General features: G+C 44.7%; 19 protein-coding genes and 2 pseudogenes. 14 read left to right on the top strand and 7 right to left on the bottom strand.

All coding sequences use genetic code 11. From position 1 onward, the window contains the following. Positions 1-303: 303 nt before the first annotated feature. The 5 genes from mnmE to rpmH form a co-directional block, all read right to left on the bottom strand. The gene (gene mnmE / locus AAC854_RS14675; RefSeq protein ID WP_340617753.1) at positions 304-1,668 is read right to left on the bottom strand and encodes a tRNA uridine-5-carboxymethylaminomethyl(34) synthesis GTPase MnmE; all 1,365 of its coding nucleotides are present in this window, start codon (positions 1,666-1,668) and stop codon (positions 304-306) included. A 132-nt stretch (positions 1,669-1,800) separates the two neighbouring features. Then, positions 1,801-3,414, bottom strand: coding sequence for a membrane protein insertase YidC (gene yidC, locus AAC854_RS14670; protein ID WP_340617752.1), 1,614 nt, complete (start codon positions 3,412-3,414; stop codon positions 1,801-1,803). Positions 3,415-3,416: 2 nt separating this feature from the next. Continuing rightward, positions 3,417-3,674, bottom strand: a complete 258-nt coding sequence (gene yidD / locus AAC854_RS14665) for a membrane protein insertion efficiency factor YidD (protein ID WP_072061399.1) — start codon at positions 3,672-3,674, stop codon at positions 3,417-3,419. Then, positions 3,638-3,997, bottom strand: a complete 360-nt coding sequence (rnpA, locus tag AAC854_RS14660) for a ribonuclease P protein component (protein WP_099112999.1) — start codon at positions 3,995-3,997, stop codon at positions 3,638-3,640. Before rnpA ends, yidD begins: the two co-directional genes overlap by 37 nt. Positions 3,998-4,015: 18 nt before the next feature. Further along, a complete protein-coding gene (gene rpmH / locus AAC854_RS14655) occupies positions 4,016-4,156 on the bottom strand; it encodes a 50S ribosomal protein L34 (protein ID WP_015836465.1) in 141 nt (46 codons plus the stop codon). A 740-nt stretch (positions 4,157-4,896) separates the two neighbouring features. Between rpmH and dnaA the strand changes: the two genes are divergently transcribed. From dnaA to AAC854_RS14630, 5 genes are all read left to right on the top strand, one after another. Continuing rightward, positions 4,897-6,273 carry a chromosomal replication initiator protein DnaA gene (gene dnaA / locus AAC854_RS14650; RefSeq protein WP_340617751.1) on the top strand — a complete coding sequence of 459 codons (1,377 nt, stop codon included), beginning with the start codon at positions 4,897-4,899 and terminating at the stop codon, positions 6,271-6,273. 4 nt (positions 6,274-6,277) lie between these two features. Next, a complete protein-coding gene (gene dnaN, locus AAC854_RS14645; RefSeq protein WP_340617750.1) occupies positions 6,278-7,378 on the top strand; it encodes a DNA polymerase III subunit beta in 1,101 nt (366 codons plus the stop codon). 33 nt (positions 7,379-7,411) lie between these two features. Then, the gene (gene recF / locus AAC854_RS14640) at positions 7,412-8,503 is read left to right on the top strand and encodes a DNA replication/repair protein RecF (protein WP_340617749.1); all 1,092 of its coding nucleotides are present in this window, start codon (positions 7,412-7,414) and stop codon (positions 8,501-8,503) included. An 18-nt stretch (positions 8,504-8,521) separates the two neighbouring features. Beyond that, complete coding sequence (gene gyrB / locus AAC854_RS14635) at positions 8,522-10,936, top strand: DNA topoisomerase (ATP-hydrolyzing) subunit B (protein ID WP_340617748.1); 2,415 nt, start codon at positions 8,522-8,524, stop codon at positions 10,934-10,936. A gap of 425 nt (positions 10,937-11,361) precedes the next feature. Then, entirely contained in the window at positions 11,362-12,144 is a 783-nt protein-coding gene (locus AAC854_RS14630; RefSeq protein ID WP_340617747.1) for a GNAT family N-acetyltransferase, read from the top strand. Between the two features lie 112 nt (positions 12,145-12,256). On the opposite strand, the gene asd is transcribed toward AAC854_RS14630, so the two are convergent. Then, on the bottom strand, positions 12,257-13,363 hold the full coding sequence (asd, locus tag AAC854_RS14625; protein WP_340617746.1) for an aspartate-semialdehyde dehydrogenase: 1,107 nt from the start codon (positions 13,361-13,363) through the stop codon (positions 12,257-12,259). A 93-nt stretch (positions 13,364-13,456) separates the two neighbouring features. After that, positions 13,457-14,146, bottom strand: coding sequence for a hypothetical protein (locus AAC854_RS14620; protein ID WP_340617745.1), 690 nt, complete (start codon positions 14,144-14,146; stop codon positions 13,457-13,459). A gap of 787 nt (positions 14,147-14,933) precedes the next feature. On the opposite strand from AAC854_RS14620, the gene AAC854_RS14615 reads away from it, so the two are divergent. The 9 genes and pseudogenes from AAC854_RS14615 to AAC854_RS14575 all read left to right on the top strand — a co-directional run. Continuing rightward, on the top strand, positions 14,934-15,560 hold the full coding sequence (locus AAC854_RS14615; RefSeq protein ID WP_340617744.1) for an NfeD family protein: 627 nt from the start codon (positions 14,934-14,936) through the stop codon (positions 15,558-15,560). Between the two features lie 172 nt (positions 15,561-15,732). Next, positions 15,733-17,643 carry a hypothetical protein gene (locus tag AAC854_RS14610; protein WP_422824091.1) on the top strand — a complete coding sequence of 637 codons (1,911 nt, stop codon included), beginning with the start codon at positions 15,733-15,735 and terminating at the stop codon, positions 17,641-17,643. Continuing rightward, a pseudogene (locus tag AAC854_RS14605) lies at positions 17,580-22,457 on the top strand (DNA repair ATPase); the annotation flags it as partial. The gene AAC854_RS14610 and the pseudogene AAC854_RS14605, both read left to right, overlap by 64 nt. 25 nt (positions 22,458-22,482) lie before the next feature. Then, positions 22,483-23,046, top strand: a complete 564-nt coding sequence (locus tag AAC854_RS14600) for a LemA family protein (protein WP_340617742.1) — start codon at positions 22,483-22,485, stop codon at positions 23,044-23,046. Positions 23,047-23,196: 150 nt separating this feature from the next. Continuing rightward, on the top strand, positions 23,197-24,270 hold the full coding sequence (locus AAC854_RS14595) for an MFS transporter (RefSeq protein ID WP_340617741.1): 1,074 nt from the start codon (positions 23,197-23,199) through the stop codon (positions 24,268-24,270). Between the two features lie 12 nt (positions 24,271-24,282). Next, positions 24,283-24,825 (top strand): LemA family protein, encoded by a 543-nt coding sequence (locus AAC854_RS14590; RefSeq protein WP_340617740.1) that lies wholly within the window; start codon positions 24,283-24,285, stop codon positions 24,823-24,825. A gap of 9 nt (positions 24,826-24,834) precedes the next feature. Then, positions 24,835-25,230, top strand: a complete 396-nt coding sequence (locus AAC854_RS14585; RefSeq protein WP_340617739.1) for a hypothetical protein — start codon at positions 24,835-24,837, stop codon at positions 25,228-25,230. Between the two features lie 103 nt (positions 25,231-25,333). Then, a complete protein-coding gene (locus AAC854_RS14580; RefSeq protein WP_422824092.1) occupies positions 25,334-25,894 on the top strand; it encodes a rhomboid family intramembrane serine protease in 561 nt (186 codons plus the stop codon). Continuing rightward, positions 25,887-26,003: pseudogene (locus AAC854_RS14575) on the top strand (recombinase family protein); the annotation flags it as partial. The gene AAC854_RS14580 and the pseudogene AAC854_RS14575, both read left to right, overlap by 8 nt. Positions 26,004-26,416 lie beyond the last annotated feature (413 nt).

The raw sequence follows: 26,416 nt of genomic DNA, 5'->3' as shown, positions 1-26,416 counted from the left end.
TTTGTCACTTTTTTCATGTCACGTTGCCAGAAAAAGCGAAAGAATTGACGACTCGACTGACTGACAATTTTCAGATTTTAAAACCTGCATCTTCAAGTTAGATTGGTATATTAACCAGGATCAATATTGAAATGGGAAGTGTTATATTATTTTATTATTATCAAGATCTGCCAGTGATTTAATCTATAATTATAGTCTTTGTCACATATGCTGTATTGGAATGGTTCAATTTCATCTGGTAAAACACGATTAGTTACAATGCGATTACAAAAAAACCCGCTATTAACGGTTTTTTTTGCAACATTACTTCCCAATACAAAAACTGGAAAAAATCCGCCCTAGCAAATCATCAGAAGTAAATTCACCGGTGATTTCGCTCAATGCTTGCTGTGCTAAACGCAATTCTTCTGCCAGCAATTCTCCTGAGCGGGCGAAAACCAACTGTTGATGCCCTTCCTGCAAATGTTCTGCCGCAGTATTCAATGCCTGCAAGTGACGACGGCGGGCAAGGAAACCACCCTCAGTATTGCTGTTGAAACCCATCGCTTCTTTCAGATGATCGCGCAGTAAATCAACACCTTCTCCGTCACGGGCAGAAAGACGGATTAATGAGTAGCCACTGACTTCTGATACGCTCGTTGCTTCCCCCGTCATATCCGTCTTATTACGAATGACGGTCACTGGCAGGGATGCGGGTAGTCTGGCCATAAATTCAGGCCAAATTTGTGCAGGCTCAACGGCATCCGTTGTCGTACTGTCTACCATAAACAGCACCCGATCCGCCTGTTCGATTTCCTGCCAGGCGCGCTCGATACCAATGCGTTCCACTTCATCACTCGCTTCGCGCAATCCGGCCGTATCAATCACATGCAGCGGCATACCATCAATATGAATATGTTCACGCAAAACATCGCGCGTTGTGCCCGCGATATCAGTCACAATCGCCGCTTCACGACCTGCCAGTGCATTGAGCAGACTGGATTTACCCGCATTCGGGCGACCTGCAATCACGACTTTCATGCCTTCACGCAGCAAGCTACCCTGACGCGCCTGTGAACGGACGTTATCCAGTTCAACGATCACTTCATCCAACTTGGACTCTATCTTGCCATCGGAAAGAAAATCAATTTCTTCATCAGGAAAATCAATCGCCGCTTCAACGTAAATTCGCAAGTTAGTCAGTGCTTCTACCATTTGATGAACCTGATTGGAAAACGTTCCTTGCAGGGAATTCATCGCAGAACGAGCTGCCTGTTCAGAACTGGCGTCAATCAGATCCGCAATCGCCTCTGCCTGTGCCAGGTCAAGTTTGTCATTCAGGAAAGCGCGTTCCGAAAACTCACCCGGATTGGCAATGCGCACACCAGAAATCGTCAAAATACGCTTTAACAGCAAATCAAGAATAACTGGCCCACCATGCCCCTGAAGCTCCAGCACGTCTTCCCCCGTAAAAGAATTCGGGCCGGGAAAGTAAAGGGCTATGCCCTGATCAAGTACAGAACCCTCTGCATCACGGAAAGGCAGGTAATCAGCATAACGAGGTTTTGGGAGTTTCCCCAATACCACTTGAGCGACTTCCGCCGCCTTGCGGCCAGAAATACGCAGGATGCCTACACCGCCTCGTCCCGGAGGAGTGGCCTGAGCGACTATCGTATCAGTGGTATTCATGAAATTCTCTCTTTTGAGTCAGGGCTAGGAATGGAAATAATAAAGGCGGCCAATGACCGCCTTCTACTTATTTTTTAACAGACTGGTTTTTTAACAGACTGGTTTTTTAACAAACCTATTTTTTATTAAGGCCTATTTCTTTTCGCGGGTATGTAAACCACGCTTTTCCAGACTGCGGAAAATAACCTGCTGCTGGATGATAGTCACCAGGTTACTGACGATGTAGTACAGTACCAGACCAGATGGGAACCACAGGAAGAAGACGGTGAACACAACCGGCATGTAAGTCATGATCTTCTGCTGCATCGGATCTGTCACAGTCGTTGGCGACAGTTTCTGGATAACAAACATGGTCACACCCATCAGCAATGGCAGGATGTAGTAAGGGTCTTGTGCAGACAAGTCCTTAATCCAGCCAATGAATGGCGCATGACGCAGCTCAACAGAACCCATCAACATGTAGTACAGAGCAAGGAAGATTGGCATCTGAATTACCAGAGGCAAACAGCCACCCAACGGGTTCACTTTCTCTGTTTTGTACAGCGCCATCATTTCCTGACTCATGCGCTGACGGTCATCACCGAAACGCTCACGCATTGCCGTAATTTTCGGCTGTAACAGGCGCATTTTCGCCATTGAGGTGTATTGCGCCTTGGTCAGCGGGTACATGATACCGCGCACGATAAAGGTAATCGCAATGATGGAGAAGCCCCAGTTACCGATATATTCATGCAGGAATTTCAGTAATTTGAACAGCGGCTGGGAAATAAACCACAACCAACCGTAATCTACGGTCAAATCCAGATGTGGCGCAACCTCTGCCATTTTGTCCTGAATTTCAGGGCCAACCCACAGGGTAGAAGAGATATTCTGCTGGCTGTTTGCCGCAATATTGAAGTTTTCACCCTTGTACCCGATGATCGCCATTTTCTGGTTTTTCAGGTCAATGGTGTAGAAATTGCTGGTTTTGCCGTCACCCGGAACCCAGGCAGTCGCAAAATATTGCTGAAGCATCGCGACCCAACCACCTTTTGTGGTTACAGCAAGCGCATTGCTTTCAATCTCATCGAATTTGTACTTTTCGTATTTGGCTTCATCAGAAGAATACGCAGCACCACGATAAGTATGCAGGGCAAAGTTGCTGCTGCCGGTATCACGGTGTTTTGGCAAATCAACGCTCTGTTTCAACTGACCAAAGAACGCCATTTGCAGCGGTTTATCAGTAACGTTATTGATGTTGTAATCAACCGAAACTGCGTAATTACCGCGTTTTAAAATGAAAGTCTTGACATAAACAACGCCATCCGGCGCAGTGTAAGTCATCGGAATACGCAATTCATCCTGACCATCAGCCAAAACGAAGCTATTCTGAGTGGTGTGATAAAGTGGACGTTCTACCTGATTATCCGGGCCGTTGAGGCCAGTTAACCCACTTTGAGCCTGATAAGTGAACTCAGGGGTTGTTTCCAGCAGTTTGAACGGTTTTGAGGAACCGAGGGTATCAGGATAGGCCAGCAAATCAGCCTCCTCGATATCACCGCCACGGGTATTAATGTGCAATGAAAGCACATCCGTTTTCACGGTGATCAGTTCACCTTGCCCACTGCTTGCTTCGCTACTCAGCGTATTTGTTTGCTGAGTGATCTGGGCCGTTGGTTGTGGGTTCTTATCATTCTCCCACGCTTGCCAGACCAGAAACGAAACAAACAGCAAAGCGATGAGAAGAAGATTGCGTTGCGAATCCATCGTTAATGTTCTCTGTTATCGTTGTTTTTAGGTGGGACAGGATCATCACCACCTTTGTGTAAAGGGTGGCATTTTAATATGCGTTTCACTGTTAACCAACTGCCTTTTATCATTCCAAACCTACGCAATGCCTCTATGCCATAATGAGAACAGGTAGGGTTGAAACGACAACGAGGCCCCAGTAGTGGACTGATCACTAACTGGTACCCCCTGATTAAAGCAATCAGGAGGCGCGAGCCAAGCGACAGTGACGACGCCATAATTTGCCCAAAGCCTCCGTTAGCTCACGGTTATCAAGCTCAGCGACCCCTTTCCTCACCAAAATCACAAAATCCATTGAAGGCAATTTATGCTGGTTTAAACGAAAACTTTCACGAGCCAATCGCTTGATACGATTACGCTCATGGGCGCGTTTTACATTTTTTTTGGCGATGGTCAGACCGATGCGGGGATGCCCCAGCTCATTCAGGCGCCCAAGGATAGTTATCTCTGCGGAGCTTGCCCGTTGTGGCTGCTGGAAAACATAAGTGAAATGCTCGGGAGTTAACAAACGTAACTCCCTCGGAAAAGCGAGCTTAACCACTTGGTATGGTAAGCTTTGTTACTTAGAAACGGTCAGACGAGCACGGCCTTTCGCACGACGGCGAGCCAGAACCTGACGACCATTTTTAGTGGCCATACGAGAGCGGAAGCCGTGAGTGCGGTTACGCTTCAGTACGGATGGTTGAAAAGTGCGTTTCATAGCGATTTCTACCTAGCTTAAAATTTGTTACTGATTCAGCAAATGCGTTGGCGACCAGTGAGAATGAGTAGACACCGATGCCTCAATCGCAACATCAATATATAGAAAGAGGCAGGATTGTAATAAAATGTACTACCCTTAGTCAATTCCAAGATGACGCGAGCCTGATCGTTTTCCTGTCAGATTTTTTACTTCAATCAGACATTCATCAAACATGACCAGACTTTTTGCTACCCGAAGTGCTTACCCAAAATCCTCACCAGACATGGCCGGAAAAAAATCGTTGGCATAACACGCAGGGTGCAAGATTATACGGACTGTGTAATAAAGCGCAAGGATCATACACAGATCGTTGCGATTGAATTAGTGATCATCATATTGTTTTCGCATCAAATTTTAAACGATAGATAAACGAAGTTTGCTATATGCCATGATTACACTACAGTATCTCTTACGGGCCTTTATATTCAGCAAGTATCAAAGCATGGTGATCACCCTGTGGATAAAAAGCGTCAAAGCTGTGTAAAAGAATGAGGATCTATGTCGTCTTTTGCGTTATGATCGTCGGCCACGATCCCAACCTCTCTAATATTATGCGGATCGTTGGGGAGCGATGATATTAAAAATCGCCACAAGGTACATGCTATCTTCCTCAGCATTGAGGAGTAATGCCTTGTGTCCAGTATAACGTATCTATTATTCCGGTTTCTTTTATTGGTCTCGTTTTAGGGGAGTTCGCCGTGTCACTTTCGCTTTGGCAGCAATGTCTTGCCCGATTGCAGGATGAGTTACCTGCCACAGAATTCAGTATGTGGATACGACCCCTTCAGGCAGAACTGAGTGATAACACTTTGGCTCTCTACGCCCCCAACCGTTTTGTGCTGGATTGGGTAAGAGAGAAATATATCAATAATATCAATGTGTTATTAAATGATTTCTGTGGTCCTGAAGTACCGTTGCTGCGTTTTGAAGTAGGAAATAAGCCTGTTTCACCTAACCAGTCTGCATCTCAGAAAATCATTGCCGATATGCCGGTAACTGTTGCGCCTGTACGCCCAAGCTGGGACACTGCAAAAGCCCAGCCAGAGTTATCCTATCGTTCCAATGTCAATCCCAAACACACATTTGATAACTTTGTTGAAGGTAAATCTAACCAGCTTGCCAGAGCGGCTGCCAGACAAGTTGCTGATAATCCGGGCGGCGCATACAATCCTTTGTTCCTCTATGGCGGAACAGGGTTAGGTAAAACCCACCTCCTGCATGCTGTCGGCAATAGCATTATGGCACGCAAAGCCAATGCAAAAGTGGTATACATGCACTCTGAACGTTTTGTTCAGGACATGGTAAAAGCATTGCAAAACAATGCGATAGAAGAGTTTAAACGTTATTATCGCTCAGTGGATGCCCTGCTGATCGATGATATTCAGTTTTTTGCAAATAAAGAGCGATCCCAAGAAGAATTCTTTCACACGTTCAATGCCCTGTTGGAAGGTAATCAACAGATTATTCTGACATCAGACCGCTATCCGAAAGAGATCAACGGCGTCGAAGATAGGTTAAAATCCCGCTTTGGTTGGGGATTGACCGTTGCCATAGAACCACCGGAGCTGGAAACCCGCGTCGCTATTCTGATGAAGAAAGCTGACGAGAATCAAATCCAGTTGCCGGGTGAAGTGGCTTTCTTTATTGCCAAACGCCTGCGATCCAATGTTCGTGAGCTTGAAGGCGCTTTGAATCGAGTCATCGCCAATGCCAATTTTACAGGCCGTGCGATTACCATTGATTTTGTACGCGAAGCATTACGTGATTTATTGGCTCTACAGGAAAAGCTGGTAACCATTGATAATATTCAGAAAACTGTAGCTGAATATTACAAAATCAAGGTTGCTGACCTGCTTTCCAAGCGCCGCTCGCGCTCTGTTGCCCGTCCGAGACAGATGGCAATGGCGCTGGCAAAAGAGCTGACAAATCACAGCTTGCCTGAAATCGGGGATGCCTTTGGTGGACGTGACCATACAACTGTACTTCACGCTTGTCGTAAGATAGAGCAACTGCGTGAAGAGAGTCATGACATCAAAGAAGATTTTTCTAACTTAATCCGAACATTATCTTCCTAGCGCTATGAAATTCATCATTGAACGTGAGCAATTACTCAAACCTTTGCAGCAGGTCAGCAGCCCCTTGGGCGGCCGCCCTACCCTGCCCATTTTAGGCAACTTATTATTGCAGGTCACTGAAGGCTCCCTGCTGCTGACAGGCACCGATTTAGAGATGGAAATGAAGGCGCGGGTAACGCTTACCCAGCCTCATGAGCAGGGAGCAACCACCGTCCCTGCGCGTAAATTCTTTGATATCTGGCGCGGGCTGCCTGATGGTGCAGAGATCAGCGTAGAATTGGATGGCGATCGCATTCTCGTCCGTTCCGGGCGTAGCCGCTTTTCACTTTCTACCCTGCCCGCTTCAGATTTTCCCAATCTTGATGACTGGCAGAGCGAAGTCGAATTTTCTCTGCCACAGGCCACACTGAAACGTCTGATTGAATCTACTCAATTTTCCATGGCGCATCAGGATGTCCGCTATTATTTGAACGGTATGCTGTTTGAAACCGAAGGGGAAGAACTGCGTACCGTTGCAACAGATGGCCATCGTCTGGCGGTCTGTTCCATGAATATCGGGCAAAATTTGCCGTCCCATTCCGTCATAGTACCTCGTAAGGGCGTCATTGAATTGATGCGTCTGCTGGATGGCGGTGATAATCCACTGCAATTGCAGATTGGCAGCAATAACATCCGCGCCCACGTTGGTGATTTTATCTTCACCTCGAAATTGGTTGATGGCCGTTTTCCTGACTACCGCCGCGTACTGCCGAAAAATCCGGATAAAACACTGGAAGCCAATTGCGACACGCTTAAACAGGCATTTTCACGGGCCGCGATTTTATCCAACGAAAAATTCCGTGGTGTCCGCATTTACTTAAGCGAAAACCAACTCAGAATTACAGCCAATAACCCTGAACAGGAAGAAGCAGAAGAGATCGTCGACGTCAGCTATCGAGGTACAGAAATGGAAATTGGTTTCAATGTCAGCTACGTACTGGATGTTCTGAACGCATTGAAATGCGAGCAGGTAAGTCTCCTGCTGACGGATGCCACATCCAGCGTGAAAATTGAGAATTCAGCCAGTCAGGCCGCGACTTATGTCGTGATGCCGATGCGTCTGTAAAGAATGCGCCTGTAACAGTATTAATTCACACTTATGATTCTCTCGCGTTTGCTGATCCGCGATTTCCGTAATATCGCGAATGCTGACTTACCGTTGGCAACCGGTTTTAATTTTCTGGTTGGGCCAAACGGTAGCGGCAAAACAAGTATACTGGAAGCCATTTATACATTGGGTCATGGTCGTGCCTTTCGCAGCATTCAGGCCGGAAGGGTGATCCGCCATGATTGCGAGGAATTTATTCTTCATGGGCGGCTTGATAAGCAACCCCATGAACGTTCCTTATCAGTCGGACTGAGCAAAAACCGCCAGGGCGACAGCAAAGTCAGGATCGATGGCAGTGACGGGCATAAAATCGCCGAATTGGCGAAAATGTTACCCATACAGCTCATCACACCAGAAGGCTTCACTTTGCTAAATGGCGGCCCGAAATACCGCCGGGCTTTTATTGATTGGGGCTGCTTTCACAATGAGCCACGCTTTTTCACTGCCTGGGTCAACCTGAAAAGGCTGCTCAAACAGCGGAATGCGGCATTGCGACAAGTCACCCGCTATAACCAGATCCAACATTGGGATCGTGAACTCGCTCCGCTGGCGACGGAAATAAGTCAATGGCGAGCTGAATACATCACAGGAATTTCGGAGGATATCGAAAAAACCTGCCAACAATTTTTACCTGAATTCACCCTCAGTATCAGCTTTCAACAAGGCTGGGACAAAGAGAGTGAATATGCAGAACTACTCGCGCGGCAGTTTGAGCGCGACAAATCGCTAACCTACACCGCTTCCGGCCCCCATAAAGCTGATCTTCGGATCAGGGCGGACGGCACACCGGTAGAAGATATGCTTTCCCGTGGTCAGTTGAAGTTACTGATGTGTGCGTTGAGGTTAGCACAGGGTGAATATTTCACCCGACAGAGCGGGCAAAAATGCCTGTATCTGCTTGATGATTTTGCCTCAGAACTGGATGCCGGCCGTCGTCAGCTATTAGCCGAGCGTCTGAAATCTACGCAAGCCCAGGTGTTTGTCAGTGCAATCACAACCGGGCAAGTTACAGACATGATTGATGTAAATAGCAGGATGTTTCGCGTAGAACATGGCAAAATAGAGGTTCAACCACAGGATTAAGATGAGCGAGAAACGTTGATGTCGAATACATATGACTCCTCAAGTATCAAGGTATTAAAAGGGCTGGATGCCGTCCGTAAACGTCCAGGCATGTATATCGGTGATACCGATGATGGTACTGGCCTTCACCACATGGTCTTCGAGGTTGTTGACAACGCTATCGACGAAGCCCTCGCAGGTCATTGTGACAAGATAGTTGTCACCATCCATGCAGATAACTCCGTTTCTGTACAGGACGATGGCCGCGGTATTCCTACCGGCATACACGAAGAAGAAGGTGTTTCAGCAGCAGAAGTCATCATGACCGTGCTGCATGCGGGGGGTAAATTCGATGACAACTCCTATAAGGTTTCCGGCGGTCTGCATGGCGTAGGGGTTTCTGTTGTTAACGCCTTATCAGAAAAACTGGAACTGACTATCCGTCGTGACGGAAAAGTCCATGAACAGACCTATCGTATGGGTGTTCCACAGGCACCGTTGAGAGTTGTCGGTGATACCGAGCAAACGGGAACCACTGTCCGTTTCTGGCCAAGCATGGAGACATTCAGGGTTAACACTGAATTCGAATACGACATTCTGGCAAAGCGTCTGCGTGAATTATCATTCCTGAACTCCGGTGTTTCCATCCGTTTAGTCGACAAGCGCACAAATGCAGAAGATCTCTTTCATTATGACGGTGGGATTAAGGCGTTTGTTGAGTTCCTGAGCCGCAATAAAAACCCAATTCACCCCAATGTTTTCTATTTCTCCACAGAAAAAGACGGGATTGGCGTTGAAATTTCCATGCAATGGAATGATGGTTTTCAGGAAAACATTTACTGCTTCACCAATAACATTCCTCAGCGCGATGGGGGAGCCCACTTGGTTGGTTTCCGTACCGCGATGACCCGTACCCTCAATAGCTATATGGATAAAGAGGGCTACAACAAAAAATCCAAAGTCAGCGCCACCGGTGATGATGCTCGTGAAGGCTTGATTGCGGTAATTTCCGTTAAAGTGCCTGATCCTAAATTCTCTTCCCAGACCAAAGACAAACTGGTTTCTTCCGAAGTGAAGACCGCCGTCGAGACCCTGATGAATGAGAAGCTGGTAGAGTATCTGCTGGAAAACCCGAACGATGCCAAAACAGTTGTCGGTAAAATCATTGATGCGGCACGTGCCCGTGAAGCAGCACGTAAAGCGCGTGAAATGACCCGCCGTAAAGGTGCGCTGGATCTGGCCGGATTGCCGGGCAAACTGGCGGATTGTCAGGAGCGCGATCCTGCCCTGTCAGAACTCTATCTGGTGGAGGGTGATTCCGCAGGCGGTTCTGCAAAACAAGGCCGTAACCGTAAAAATCAGGCTATCCTGCCACTGAAAGGCAAGATCCTGAACGTTGAGAAAGCGCGTTTTGACAAAATGCTCTCTTCACAGGAAGTGGCAACCCTGATCACCGCACTGGGCTGTGGTATTGGGCGTGACGAATATAACCCGGATAAACTGCGTTATCACAGCATTATCATCATGACCGACGCCGACGTCGATGGTTCTCACATCCGTACCCTGTTGCTAACCTTCTTTTATCGTCAGATGCCGGAAATCATCGAGCGTGGCTATGTCTACATCGCCCAGCCACCGCTGTATAAAGTGAAGAAAGGCAAACAAGAGCAATACATCAAAGATGACGATGCAATGGAAGAGTACCAAATGTCCATCGCATTGGATGGTGCGGCGCTGTATACCAACCCACATGCGCCGGGGCTGAAAGGTGAAGCACTGGAAAATCTGGTGACTGAATTTAACGCTACCCAGAAAATCATCCGTCGCATGGAACGCCTGTATCCGCTGGCACTGCTGAACAACCTGGTTTACCATCCAAAACTGACCGAAGATACCCTGAACGATCAGACAAAAGTGGAAGAGTGGGTCAGTGCGCTGACGACTCGCCTGAATGAAAAAGAGCAGAATGGCAGCACATACAACTATCACATTCATGAAAACCGTGAACGTCAGGTTTTCGAGCCAGTTTTGACCATTCGTACACATGGCGTTGATACCAACTACAATCTGGATTTCGATTTTATCCACGGTGGCGAATACCGCCGCATCACCAAACTGGGTGAATTGATCGGAAACCTGATTGAAGAAGGCGCATATATTGAACGTGGTGAACGTCGTCAGGCAATCAACAGCTTTGAACAGGCTCTGGAATGGCTGACCAAAGAATCACGCCGTGGTCTTTCCATCCAGCGTTATAAAGGTCTGGGAGAAATGAACCCGGATCAGTTGTGGGAAACTACGATGAATCCAGAAACACGCCGCATGATGCGTGTCACGGTAAAAGATGCCATTGCGACCGATCAACTGTTCACGACCCTGATGGGGGATGCCGTTGAGCCTCGCCGTGCATTTATTGAAGAGAATGCGCTGAAAGCGGCGAACATTGATATCTAATACTGCTGCTTAAATCGTTATCGGAGATAAAAAACCTCATACAGATTCATGTATGGGGTTTCATTTCCTTAACATACTCAATATATTATTATTTTATTTATAACCATAATCAAATAAATCAATGACATGGAGTAGCCAGATAATCATTTTCAATTAACAAGGATTAAAGTAATTAGAAATTATGAAATAAAAATTCAGAAAAAAATAAAACCCAAAAACTTATTACTATAATTTATAAAAAAACAATCAATAGAAAAATAAAATATACACATTTTAAATAGACAAAGAAAATATTTTATTTATTCTATATAATTAAAAATTCGTTACCTCTACGACAAACCTCCTTCCAACACAAAAAACATGAGGAAAATAAACACGTTATTTTGCATAAAAGCCAATTTATTTGCAATTAAAGAGATTTCATTATGCTAAAACGAACTGCTTCCTTGAATAGTTATATACACAAAACATCATCAGACACCTTATTTCGTTCAAAATCTTTCCACATCTTACCACCTCGTAACATATTGGATATAAACATTAATTGCCAAAACCCTCGATTAATTAACGGATATGTGCCAGCAGTCAGAGAAACTGAAGTAGAAGAAGCAATCAAAGCTGCTACGCAACTTTACCAATCAATCCAGACAGACGGATGGATGAAGCACATACAGAACATTACTGAAAGAGAAAAGGCAATATATAAAATCCCCAAAGAAGCAAGAACATCCGAAGATTTATGGGATATGAGATGCTGTATAACACATAACTTATTGAATAAACTTACAAAGCTATTAACCCTTATTAAGAATACAGGAGATACGCAAAATCATGCTTATTTTGTTTGCTGCATTAATAATAAACCTATCGGAGCCATGCTGCTTAGAAAATATTATTCAAAACATAACCCACCTTATTTTCCTGGGATAAGTTTCATTATAACCCATCCAGGAATCCAGAACTGCGCCTATTTACTGCTGGAAAAAGCAGTGAATATGTCCTATAAAATGGGCTATCGCGGAAAATTAAAACTCACACTTGCAACAGACGAACTCTCGCAAAAAGTTTATGAAAAAATGGGTTTTATTAAAATGGAAACACCCGATAATATGAAAATGACATTAGATCCAAATGAAAATAGTGCCTGGACCTTCGTTCCAGACCATGGCGGTTACCGATTTATCGGAACTTGTAAATATTCACAGTAATACAATGTATTTAATCAAAAAATATTCAATGAAAAATGATAAAAATAGGCAGCCAATTAGATAGATAAATTGGCGGCCTATTTTTATGAATCCAATAACAATTAAGTTCTTCCTACAACAAAATACGCAGCATACGGCGCAAAGGCTCTGCCGCTCCCCACAGCAACTGATCACCAACAGTAAATGCAGAGAGATATTCCGGCCCCATATTCAATTTACGCAGGCGCCCCACCGGCGTATTCAACGTGCCAGTCACCGCTGCCGGTGTTAATTCACGCATTGTCAGTTCACGATCATTCGGGATCACGCGAACCCAGTCATTATGGGAAGACAGCAACATTTCAATTTCATGAATCGGAATATCTTTTTTCAATTTCAGGGTAAATGCCTGACTGTGACAGCGCAATGCTCCAATACGAACACACAAACCATCAATCGGAATCACATGACTGCCCGTATTTAAAATCTTGTTGGTTTCCGCCTGACTTTTCCACTCTTCACGACTCTGCCCATTTTCCAGTTGCTTATCAATCCAGGGAATCAGACTCCCCGCCAAAGGAACGCCAAATTGGTCAGTCGGCAATGCACCACTGCGGGTAAAATCCGTGACGCGTTTTTCAATATCCAAAATTGCGGAGGCAGGATGCTGTAATTCATCTGCAACCTGATTGTGCAGCATCCCCATTTGTACCAGCAGTTCACGCATATGGCGAGCCCCGCCACCAGAAGCGGCCTGATAGCTTGATACCGATGCCCACTCAATCAAATCATTGGCAAACAGGCCACCCAATGACATCAACATCAGGCTGACAGTACAGTTACCACCAACAAACGTTTTGATGCCTTTATTCAGGCTGCTCTGAATATGTTGATGGTTAACAGGATCGAGAATAATGACTGCATCGTCATTCATGCGCAGTGCGGAAGCAGCATCAATCCAATATCCCTGCCAGCCGGTTGCCCTCAGTTTGGGATAAATTTCATTGGTATAATCCCCGCTCTGACAACTAATGATGATATCCAGCGCGCTCAGCGCCTCGATATTAAAAGCATCCTGTAAGACGCCTGATTTACCCGCAAATTCCGGTGCAGGTAGCCCATGTTGGGAAGTGGTAAAGAAAACCGGATTGATTTCGTCAAAATCCCGCTCTTCCATCATTCTCTGCATTAATACTGAGCCGACCATACCGCGCCAGCCGATAAAACCTACACTCTTCATTATGTTTACCCTGCCTTGAAAGATGTTCGTCAGACACAACTGACATCATTAAAACTGACAAAATATAACGAAAGGTGCAAGCATATTTATGCACTATAACACCAACATTTCTGCATGGATGCGTTTGCCATTTTTAAACCATACAGAAGTGTGCCTTTCCATACGACTGGAACTACGATTACTTATCGGTTTGCCTGGCTCTTTAGGGTTCAAAAAAGGTTTTGGTGTAATAGGATCGACAGTCATTGTCCTTGAATAAGCTTCTTTTTCTGCCCTAAAGGCAGCTCTGGCATTTTGGTTCAGAGAAAGCTCTGAAAAATGAAGCTGGCAAATATGACTTATTCTGAATACATCTTCATTACGTTGAATATCTTTATCATGCTCGTAACCCAGGGTTTGTAGATTAAAATAATTATGACGTACCTTAACCGCCCCAACATAACCAATCACAATACTGTTTGAACACAATTTAGAAAACTCAGAAGCAAAAGACTCTTCAAAGCTGTAAGGAGAATCTCTATCCTTCTCGCAAGTTGCGGAATTACATACCACCAGATGAATATACCTAAATCTGTCTAATATTATTCCTCCATTATTAACTAATTGATCATATAGTTCATTAGGTGTCATGTTTTCTACTGTCAGATTCTCACTCAGAACGGTTAAATATCCCATGAAATAATTTTCATCATATTCACCATGAGAACAAACTGATAAACGGAGATGACCATGATAAGTATCTTCGAATGTATAAAAACCACGAAAGACTTTAATATTCCTCATGATAACCATTCCTTATATGCCACTCTTGTTTTACCATTCCCATACTGATCAGTATGAATACGATAGCAATCTGGTGGATTATTCATGCAATTAATTACCACTTATTAGTTAGAACGAAGTATCGCAGAAAAACAAGCAAATAAATTGACTGCATTAAGGATTGGATTCTGATTTAATGATCAGAATATCAATGGGATGGAAATAAAGAATAAAAGAAACCTACAGCAAAACTGTAGGCTTTGGCTCAACTTTCTTTTTCTTACCCTGAACAGCCTTAAAAAAGCGACCAAATCTTTTCTGGAAACTCGTCGTACTTACTGCTTGCGACAATTCGATAACGTAGGTGAATACCTGATCTCATAAAACTCACGAATCGTTATAATATAACATTACAATAATCCGATTTCTTGTTGCTGACAACTCTCTTTTGCTGCTATTTACCGAATAGAACTAAAATGAAAAAAGCAAATACAGGCTAATAATTCAGTTTGTCACTATTTCTTATTCATATTGAGGCTGTTAGATTTTTTCACTATTAATTTTCACTTAATGAGAAAATTAATTTATATTTGTTGGTCATTTTGATATTCATCATTTCATTTCGCCATAAATCCATAAAACAGGCATGTTTATCGCCAAATCCCCATGATAAATATCAGGTAATCAGAGTAATCCAATTATTGCGATACGATTCAAAAAAGACCTGTTTTCCGCTATTAACTTATTCTGAAAACTGATTTAATTAAGCATTGATTAATAATTATTATCACTTTGAGACAGCATTCTGATGGCGCTTTTTTTACAAAACTGCTTGGCTTTCCCTGTTGTTATTTTCAGTGGGTTATTATTTATTGTTTTGTTTTATTGGATATGTGCTGCTTTTGGTTTGCTCGATATTGATTTCCTGAGTGTGGATGTGGATAGCTTCGATGCATCTTCTCTGGCTGGCTGGTTAACAAAACTCGGCCTCACTGGCGTTCCCGTCACTGTTATTATTACGCTCATTACTCTGATTGGCTGGCCACTCAGCTATTTCAGCATGCACTTGATGCTCCGTTTTATTGAAACTGATGTGCTCCGTTATTTACTTGGAACCGCCACTTTCTTTATTGTGAGTTTCATTGCCCTATTACTGACGGCAATGATATTGCGCCCATTACAACCGAAATTGTCCAGACTCAATCGTTCCAACAGTGTTGACAATCTGATTGGCAAAGTCGCCGAAGTCCGTTCCCCCATTGTGACTGAACAGCGTGGTGAAGCCCTGATGGATAATCACGGAGCCAGTTTAATCTTACAAGTGCGGGCACCAGAAAGTGACGGTATTACTCGTGGAGATCGTGTCGTATTGATCAGTTATGACGCTGCAACCCACAGTTACGCCGTGGTGAGTGAAGATGAATTTAAGTTGTAACGTCTTACTTGCCACTGTTTAACATTTAATCGCCACTTAACGTTTTAATCACTATCGTAAACCTTGCTATCTGACATGTCTCACTCAACATTCCGGTCATGGATGAATAGCAGCTTAAGTTCCGGGCTTCTGACGCCTTACCCGTCAGCCCCAAAATAAAATGGAGAAACACATGTCAGATATTGCCATGGCAGATTTCATGCCTTTCTTGATCATCGTTGCGACGATAATTGTCGTCATTCTGGGTTTCTTTGGGCTTTTCAAAGCGTTTTACATCAAAGTCCCGCAAGGAACCGCGCTGATCGTCAACGATATGTCCTCCCAGCCGAAAGTGCATTTTACCGGTGCGCTGGTCTATCCGATTATTTACAAAAAGGAGTTCATGCGCATTTCTTTGCTGACTCTGGAAGTCGATCGCCGTGGTAAAGATGGCCTGATCTGTAAAGATAACCTGCGTGCCGACATTACCGTTGCATTCTACCTGCGTGTTAATGAAACCACCGAAGATGTACTGAAAGTGGCGAAATCCATTGGTGTAGAACGTGCCTCTGATCATAACGCCGTCAATGCCCTGTTCAGCGCCAAATTTTCAGAAGCACTGAAAACCGTAGGTAAACAATTCGAGTTGTCAAAATTGTTCGAAGATCGCCAAAACTTCCGCGATCGCATTGTTGATGTCATTGGTAAGGATCTGAACGGCTATGCACTGGAAGACGTCGCCATCGACTATCTGGAACAAACGCCGAAAAACTCTCTGGACCCGAACAATATTTTCGATGCGGAAGGCATTCGTAAAATTACTGAAATCACCGCCATCCACAATATTGAAACCAATCAGAAAGAACGCGATCAAGAACTGGCTATCCAAAAGAAAAACGTAGAAACCCGTGAAGCCAGCCTGGCACTGGAACGCCAGCAAGCGGATGCAGAAGCCCGTCAGAAGCGTGAAATCGAAAGTATCCGCGCCCGTGAATCTGCTGAAACTCTGCGTGTACAGGAAGAAGAGCGCTTGAAAGCAGAGCAGGCTCGTATTCAGACCCAACAAGAAATTGAAATCCGCGAAGAAAATCGTCTGCGTGAAGTCGAAGTGGCACAACAAAATCGCTCCCGTGCCGTCGCCATTGAGATGGAAAAAGTCATTCGTGCACAAGAATTGGAAATTGTTTCCCGTGAACGCGAAGTCGAGCTCCAGCGCATCGATAAAGAAAAAGCGCTGGAAGAAGAGCGTAAAAACATCTCTAACGTGATTCGTGAACGTGTTGCCGTAGAGAAAACCGTGGCGCAGGAAGAAGAACGTATCAAAGAAGTCCGCATGGTTTCCGAAGCCGACCGCCAGAAGCAGGTCACCATTATTCAAGCCCAGGCCAAAGCGGAGCAAGAGCTGGTTCGTCAGGTGAAACAAGCCGAAGCGGATGAGAACAGCGCCAAGTATAAAGCATTGGAAATCAGTACGATGGCACAAGCAGAGCTGGAAGCTACCGCCAAGCAGTCAGAAGCGAAAAAACGTATGGCCGAAGGTATTGAAGCTGAAGAAGCCGCATTAGGCCTAGCCGAAGCACGAATTCGCCAAGCCAAAGCCGAAGCCGAAGAGAAAGAAGGTCTGGTACAGGCGAATGTGATTGCAGAAAAATTGCTGGCAGAAGCCCGTGGTAAGCAGGAAAAAGGTCTGGCAGAAGCGCGAGTTCTGGAAGCCCAGGCCAGCGCAGCCGAGAAACAAGGCCTTGCCGAAGCGAAAGTTCTGGAAGAGAAATTGGCAGCACAGGCTCGCGGTGATGAACAACAAGCCAATGCCAGAGAAAAACTGGGCTTGGCGGATGCCAAGGTGCTGGAAGAAAAACTGGTGGCGCAGGCTCGCGGTGAAGGCCAACTGGGTTCGGCACAAGCAGAAGTTATCCGTCAGCGTCTGAAAGCAGAAGCGGACGGCCTGACCGACAAATTCACGGCGATGGGTAATCTCAACGATACCGCCCGCGATCACGAAGAGTTCCGTATGCAGCTTGAGAAGAACTTCGAACAAGCGATATCTTACGCAGTCGCCTGTCTGAGCAAGGCCAGCAGCTACATGAAAAAGCCAGCCTGTTGAACAGCCGACGTCTGGAAGAGTTTGGCAAAAACCAGACTGACATTATCGGGCGTATCCGCATCCGCACAGAAAACAACTGCGTTGCCCGTGATATTGTCCGTGTCGGCAATTGGTTATTGTTTGGTTACAACGTATTCCTTGGCTTAAAAAAAGAGACGCGGGTTGAAGATGTTTTTTCCCTGTACCGGCTCAAGAAAGAAAATGACGAATATGATGTGGAATCCGTCCCGCTGACAGGCACGTTTCTCAACATCACCAGCTTCGTACAGGATTTCAACGAACTTTACACCTACTACAAAAACACCCAACTATTGGAACTGGTCGAACGTGATGGCAAACTGCTCGCCAGCTTTCAGATTGGTGAACGAATTACCGATATTCGCGTGTTTCGCTGGGCTATCTCCAGCGACAAAACAGAAATAACCTATATTGATAATCGCGGTGAACGCGATATCGCCCTGCCTCCCGCCTATGATTTTGAATGGCAGAAAACCACGCGCGAAAACACCGTGAATGGTCGCTATCCACATATGAACATTCTGGATACCGTGTTTGTGGAAACCATTGGCGGCGATCTGACCATTAAATGTGAAAACAATACTGAAGATGGATTGGGGATCTACCGGGAAGCGGTGCTGGATAAAACCCAATCACTGGATGATGCCCAGATTGAATACGCCCAGACAGGCAGCCTGATCCTGTTGAAAATCCTGCCCTACCGTGAAGAATCCTGGCGTTATCTGGTTTATAACACGCTGACCCAAAGCGTACAGCGTATTGATGCCATCGGACTGGCCTGTGTCCAGTTACCGGAAGATCACGGTATTATTTTCCCCGGCGGCTATTATCTGCAAAACGGGGAATACAAAACTTTCGATCAGCCGATGGATGGCATGCGGTTTCGCCGTGTCCGCCGCTCCCCAAATGGCGAAGATGTCATGTACATCTTCTATGAACCCAATTTAGGCCGTTTGGCTCTGTTCAATTACAACTTAATCGAACGCAAACTCCAAAATCCACTATTTGGTCACGGCTATGCCATGCTGGAAGATGGTCAGATGGTGCTGTTTGAAGGGCAATCAGAGGAACCAACCCGCATCCATCCGATGCAAATCTGGCAAACCCCGTTCTATTCTGACGAATACGCCGCTCGCCAACCTGCGAGAAACAGCTTTTTAGGCCGCATCGGTAATGCTGAACTGGTACGCGGTATTTCCGATCTTTACCATATCGCCAAAGAAATTGAACAACAGCAGATTTCCTCCCTGCTCTACGAAAAACTCTGCCAGGATGCCCGCCGTTTGGTAGATATCTACTATTGGCTCAATGACGAACAGAGCCTGCATATCTCCGGGTTACTGAAAGAGATTGCCAATACCGGTGAGAAGGTACTGGATGAATACGAAAAAGTAGAAAGTATCCGTCGCCAGTCCATTCGGGCCATGAATGAGGCGACATCACATCAGAAAGCGTTACTGACAGCGATGCTGCCTGAAAGCTGGACTGAAACTCAGCAATTTATTGAAGCCTTAAACAGTCTGAGTATCCAGCGTGGTCACTTGATCACACTGCGCGACCATCGTTATATCGATCTGTCCCGCCTTGATGAAATGGAAGCGCAACTGGCTGATAACCAACAGCGCATTTCACTGGCAACTGCCGAATTTCTTGCCAGCGAAAAAGCACTACAACCATTTACCCAGCAATTGCAAGAACTGGAAAAGCAGGTTCAGGCCGCTGCCAACCGCGCCCAGCTTAGCGAGCCACTGGCGGGTATGGAGAAAATGTCCACCGATCTGGATATGCTGTCAAACCTGATGGCTTCGTTGAAATTCGAGGATACAACCCAACAGACCCATATCATTGAATCAATTTCCGAAATTTATGCCCTGCTGAATCAGGCTCGCGCCAGACTGCAACAACGCCGTAAAGAACAGGGCGCGGTTGAGTCCGTCGCGCAGTTTGGTGCACAATTTAAATTATTCAGTCAGGGAATTACCAACGCCCTGACACTTTCTACCGATCCAGAACGCTGTGATGAACAGCTTTCCCGCCTATTGGTACAACTGGAAGAGCTGGAAACCCAATTCAGCGATCACGATGAGTTCCTGAATGACATTCTGGATAAACGTGAAGAGTTGCTGGAAACCTTTGAAACTCACAAGCAGTCATTGCTGGATGAACGTCAGCGTAAGACCCGGAACTTGCAGATTGCGGCAGAACGTCTGCTGGATAGCGTGAGTCGCCGGACAGCAAAATTGTCTTCCCTTGATGAACTGAACGCCTTCTTTGCTTCCGATACCGTATCGTTGAAAACCCGCGAAATCATTGAACGTTTGCGGGAACTGAAAGACAGCGTAAAAGCAGACGATATCGATGCCAAATTTAAAGCTGCGCGAGATCAGGCGATTCGCAGCCTGCGGGATAAGACTGAAATCTATGAAGATGGCGGAAACGTTATCAAGCTTGGTCCACGCCACCGTTTCAGCGTGAATACCCAGGAGCTGGATCTCACTATCCTGCCACGGGGCGATCATCTTTATCTGCACCTGACAGGCACAGATTATCAGGAACCCATTGATAGCCCGGAACTTGAATCCCTGAAACCTTATTGGTCAATTACTCTCGAATCAGAATCCCCTCAGGTTTATCGTGCTGAGTACCTTGCTTATTCACTGATTTATGCAGCGAGTAAAGAACATGATGACCTGACACTGGATGGCTTGAAATCCCTGTTAAGCAAGCCAGACATTCTGGAAAAAACCGTCCGTGAATTCGCAGCACCCCGCTATAAAGAAGGCTATGAAAAAGGTATCCATGACCATGACGCAGTGGAAATCCTGCGTAAATTAATTCCGGTTGGGGAAAGTGCTGACCTTTTACGGTTCAACCCTCATGCCAGAGGGATTGCCGTGCTTTTTTGGGAACAAGTCCAACACGAAGAACAGCCTGCATTGTGGCCTGAACGTGCCCGTACCTGTACCAATATTTATCAGCTTTTCCGCAATGAGGCTGGCTTACTGGATCTCCAGACGGAGATCGAAGCAGAGATTAGCCTGTTCCTTGAACGCCATCCAATCAAATGTGAGCCTTACCAACAAACACAATCAGCGGAATACCTGAGCCTGGCACTGAGCCGGACAAACGTAGAATTCAGTTTCAGCAAATATGCCCGTACATTATTGGAAGGGCTGCAATCTGAGTTGGAAAAAGCCCATATGTGGGGGGATTTCAGCCACTCCCAACAGAATCTCGGTCAACGTTTTACTCAACGCTGGATGCTGGTGGAAAATTGGCTGAATGGCCTCTGTTCCCTGCCAGAATTTTCCTCCCTGAAAGGGTATATTTCAGAGGCTGTGGCGTTGGTTTTATCAGAAAAAACGCTGAATGTCCGTTTCAGTGAGGTGGATCTGCACTTTACTGTCACTGGCTTGATTGGTGAGCACCCTTCCATCGTTAACCAAGCTCTGACTCTCAGCCTTGATGACTATTTCTGCCGGATGCGCAAACAGCGCAAAGTATTTATTCCGGCCTATCATCATTATCAGGAATTACGCCAAGGCGTATTAAATCAGCAGAGAAAAAATCTGCGGCTCCATGAATTCAAGGCTCGCCCGCTCAGCTCATTTGTACGTAATAAACTGATCAATGATGTTTATCTGCCACTGATTGGCGATAACCTTGCCAAACAGATCGGGGCGATCGGGGAAGGTAAACGAACGGATCTTATGGGGATGTTATTAATGATCTCCCCGCCCGGCTACGGTAAAACAACGTTGATGGAATATATCGCCAATCGTCTTGGTTTGATCTTCATGAAAATCAACGCACCTGCATTGGGGCATGATGTTTTGTCACTCGATCCCGCTCAGGCGCCAAACGCCACCGCACGTCAGGAACTGGAAAAGCTGAATCTGGCGCTGGAAATGGGCAATAACGTGATGCTGTATGTCGATGATATCCAGCACACCAACCCTGAATTCTTGCAGAAATTTATTTCCCTGTGTGACGGTACACGACGTATTGAAGGAGTCTGGAAAAACCAGACCAAAACCTACGATATGCGAGGGAAAAAATTCTGTGTTGTTATGTCTGGCAACCCTTATACCGAATCTGGCGAATTGTTCAAAATCCCGGATATGCTGGCAAACCGTGCTGATATCTACAACCTAGGGGAAGTATTGGGTGGTATGGAAGAGGCATTTACGCTGAGCTATATCGAAAACAGCCTGACATCGAATCCGGTTCTGGCACCGCTGGCATTACGTGATATGAACGATTTGTATCTGTTTATTGATAAAGCGATGGGCAAGCCATTCTCCAGCAATGGCCTGAGCTATCCCTATAGTGAAGCAGAGATTACTGAGATTGTTGCAATCCTTGAGCGCCTGCTGCTGATGCGGGAAATCGTATTTAAAGTGAATCAGCAATACATTGCCAGTGCTGCACAATCCGACAAATACCGGACAGAGCCGTCGTTCAAGTTGCAGGGCAGTTACCGCAACATGAACAAACTCAGTGAAAAAATTTCTGCTGTTATGAACGCCGAAGAAATACGCCGCATTATTGATGATCACTATTTAGGTGAAGCCCAATTGCTGACAAGTGGCGCCGAAGAAAACCTGCTCAAACTGTCAGAGATTCGCGGCACAATGACACAGGAAGAAGCACAACGCTGGCAGCAAATTAAACGCGATTTTATGCGAAATAAAGCACTGGGTGGTGATAATGCCGATGTGGGTGACCGCGTTGTGGCTCAACTGGCTGATTTGGTTGAAAGTATTCAGTCTTTGGGAAGCTACCCGAAGCATTAAAAGGAAACTTTAAGGTATAAAAGAAATGGAAATTATGATTGCCGTTATAGTGATTTTTTTCCTGATTATCAGTGGGATAACCGGAGGAATCAGTCTTTATAACCGTTTAATTTTACTACGCAATAACGTTGATAATGCCTTTGCCAATATTGATGTTATCTTGAAGCAACGTGCTGACCAGATACCGACTTTAGTATCTATTGTTTCTAAAGCGATGTCCCATGAACGTGAGATCTTTACGGCACTCAGCTCTGCCCGCCAGAATTACCTGAATTCTGGCTCTCTGCCTGAAAAGATCGACGCCTCTAATCAGATGGAACAAGCGCTGAAAGCGGTTATAGCGATTTCAGAAAATTATCCGACGCTGATTTCCGGCGAGAACTTTATTGAACTCCAAAAAGCAGTCAGTAGTGTGGAAGATAAAATTGCTCGCCGACGTGAAAACTTCAATGATGCAGTGACAATCTATAATACCGGCATTCAGCTTTTTCCCGCTCTGCTCGTGGCAAATGCGCTTAAATACCAACGCCTTCCTCTGTTAGACATTCCCGCAGAAGAGAAAAAATATAACGGTATCCGGTTCGAATAAATCACTTTTATACCCAATGGATTTCAAGGTGCAGCGCGACGGCAAGGGAATGAATCCCCAGAAGCATAGATAACTATGTGACTGGGGTGAATGAACGCAGCCAACAAAGCGGCAACTTGAAAGACGACGGGTAATCAAAATAGGCAATTAATGGCTTCTATTATCGCTTCAATCATTTTCAGTGCTGTTTTGAGTGGTGCTACCGTCATTCTATTCTCAGAGATTTATAACGTTCACATCAACAGAAAAAGATGGGTATCAATAACAGCAGCAATCAGCAGTTTGTCGGCAAGTATCGTCACTTACCTCAATGAAGATAATATCCTGTATGTTATAGGCTTCTTCTTTATCCTTCTTATTCTGGTCGCCCTAAGTGCCAAAGCATGGGATATTCTCAAATCCTGCCTTGAGCTACTCAATAATATCAGAAAGGGAAAAATAACGATCTTTCAGGCTGTTATTCACGTGATATTAACGCTCTTGGCAACCGCCATTACCTATAGTATGAATTATTTAGACAAATCCATCTCTTTCGGGTTATTTGCCGGATTTTTTATCGTAGTCGGTTTGTTAATATGGCGACAAAAAACCCCAAAAAAACAGTTCCTCAAACTCCAGCAAATGCTTCCTACTTCTAAAATAAGCTCAATGGCGATGGGGTTAGTGGAAGTGCAAGGCAAAGCGATTGCTGAAAAACAAAAATTGCGCACCGCTCCACTGAGTAAAAGAAAATGTATTGCTTATCACTATACCGTACATCAAGAAACTAAAGATTCCGCAGGGAAAAAAGACTACAAAACAATCAATAATGAAACCAAATGTGCGCCTTTCAAAATTCAGGATGAGACAGGTTCAGCTTCTGTGATTACTGATGGTCTGTCACTGCTTTCCCTGCCTCCTACATGCAAATATGAAAAGGGAAATATGCGTTATGTCGAGCGGGCAATCTTCAACCATGACACCATTATGTTAATTGGCTCAGCCGCTGAAAAAGATAATCAGGTCGTGATCCAGAAAGACATCGAAAACGACATCTTGGCGGCATCCCCAATCGAATCTGTTAAACACTGGAATAAATATCATCCACTGAAAAAATCTGCCTTAACATTTATCGTGATAGCCGTATTTCTGAGTGCAATTGTGCTGGCCATTCCATACGAATATAACGGGCAAACACTGACTCTCATGTTTAATAAATCTCTTTTACTCAGTTGGCTGTTTTAACAGGGAAAGTTAATGAATCATCTTATGATCGCCGCTTTTATCATAATTATCTTGTTGGTTTTGTTGTTCTATTATTTGACCGATACCTACAATAAGGTTATCACGCTGAAAAATTACACCGAGAAAGCCTTTGCCAATATTGATGTATTACTAAAACAGCGGGCAGATGAAATCCCTGAATTATTAAGGATCGCTGAACAGGCCATGTCACATCAAAAAGCTCTGCTTTTGGAACTTGCCGAATTACGAGAACGTTACTTTGCCAGCTCTGATGCTAATCAAAAGATAGGAATTAACAATGAAATCACCAACGTTTTGCAGAATATCAGGGTATTAGCAGAAAACCATCCTAAATTACAGGCAGCAAACAGCCTGCATAAATTACAAAAACGCATGACTTTACTGGAAAATAAAATCGCTGATCGCCGTGAATTTTTTAATGAGAGTGTCGCTCTCTATAATACTGGGATTCAAACCTTCCCTAATCTGATACTCGCTAAAATGTTAGGTTATCAACCACGCACTATGCTTGATATCAGTGCCAGTGATGAATAAGGAAATATCATGCTAACCATCCCTTTTGAACTATTTGGTTTTGCCGATATAATGGAAAAAGAGCCTGGATACGTCATTGCCATATCAACCTTTGGCCTGTTTATTCCTTTCTTCATATTCGCTATATTGCAGAAAATTCCTCCATTAAGGACTTTCTCCAATATTATCCTGGGAACTCTTGGATTATCATTGTTTCCAAATTTAATCGCATCGATGTCTCTATTTGCTCTGAATATCAAAGGAATACATGCGTTCTTTATCTGTATAATTATTATGCTGAGCTGTTTTTTCTTTATCCTGTTTAATTATCATCAGTTGGCAGATTATATTAACTCACCTTTACCTGAACATGATCCGGAAATAATCGGTAGAAAACGGAGTGAAAAAAGTAAAAAAATAAATTAGATAGCCCTTCAGCAACAGAGAACCGATAATTCTCATGTTCTCTGTTATGATAGGGAAAGAATATCTTGGTAAGACGTTTCCAATTCTTAACAGGGAGGCAATGATGACAGTATGGTTTAAACAACGCTTAAATATCCTTATAGGAATAGCCTTAATACTTATCACCATTCAGTTAATTAATACCTTCACAGGGTATGCCTTAAATCAATTCGGCCTTATTCCCCGCCATGTTCAAGGGTTAATTGGTATTCCTTTCTCTCCTTTCCTGCATGGCAGTTGGGGGCATCTGTTTAGTAACCTTCCCGTCTTATTAGTACTCAGTGCATTGCTGATGACTCACTCCATTCGTTATTACTTACTGGCCAGCCTGTTTATTATCTTGACCGAGGGAACTCTGCTCTGGTTATTTGGCCGTGCTGCCATACATGTTGGTGCCAGCGGCTGGATTTTTGGTTTATGGGGATTATTACTGGCTAATGCTTATTTCGTGAGAAGGTTTAAGGATTTCTTCTTTGCGATTCTGGTGTTCATCTTCTATCAAGGAATTGCCTTCGGTTTGCTGCCGTGGCAACAAGGCATTTCAACCGAAGGGCATATTTTTGGCGCCATCACAGGAGTCGTTTTCTCTTGGCTTGCCAAGAAATGGATAATTACACATCGCTAGTTCAGCAGGAAAAATGACGATGCAGGTGATAACAGCCGTCGCTGAATTTGAGCACGATTTGCTGCTAGAACGCACTCATTCCGGCATCACAAGGGCTAAAGAGGCAGGCGATTTAGAATTAAACCCGACAGACGATCCTCTGGGTAAGAGAATCTATATATCCTAAAACGGTTGATAGCTAAATGTCGTATTTTGCAGCTTTGCTCCCACTGAGCCTACCAGTGTTGACGAATCACAAGGCTGCGACCCCTTGGCTATCGGATTTTGCCGACAGAGTTCTCAGCTTAACGGATTGAATTAAATAATAAAATCAAATGGATATAATTAATGCTGAGTTAACATATTAAGTGCAACAGGTGAGATATTAAAAGGTGAGAGTCAACTGTGATAAATTTCACAGCTCTCACACCCGAAATAGTAGCCTGATATGCATAAACAAATCAGACAGTATCGACAGTTGACTCCAGGACAAAGATATCAGCTTCAAGCCCTACATAACAAGGGATTTCCACAATATCAGAT

It is taken from the genome of Xenorhabdus entomophaga, assembly GCF_037996725.1.
GTDB classification, from domain to species: domain Bacteria; phylum Pseudomonadota; class Gammaproteobacteria; order Enterobacterales; family Enterobacteriaceae; genus Xenorhabdus; species Xenorhabdus khoisanae.
Note: the sequence above shows the minus strand (reverse complement) of the source record. Positions and strands in the feature narration are given on the sequence as shown.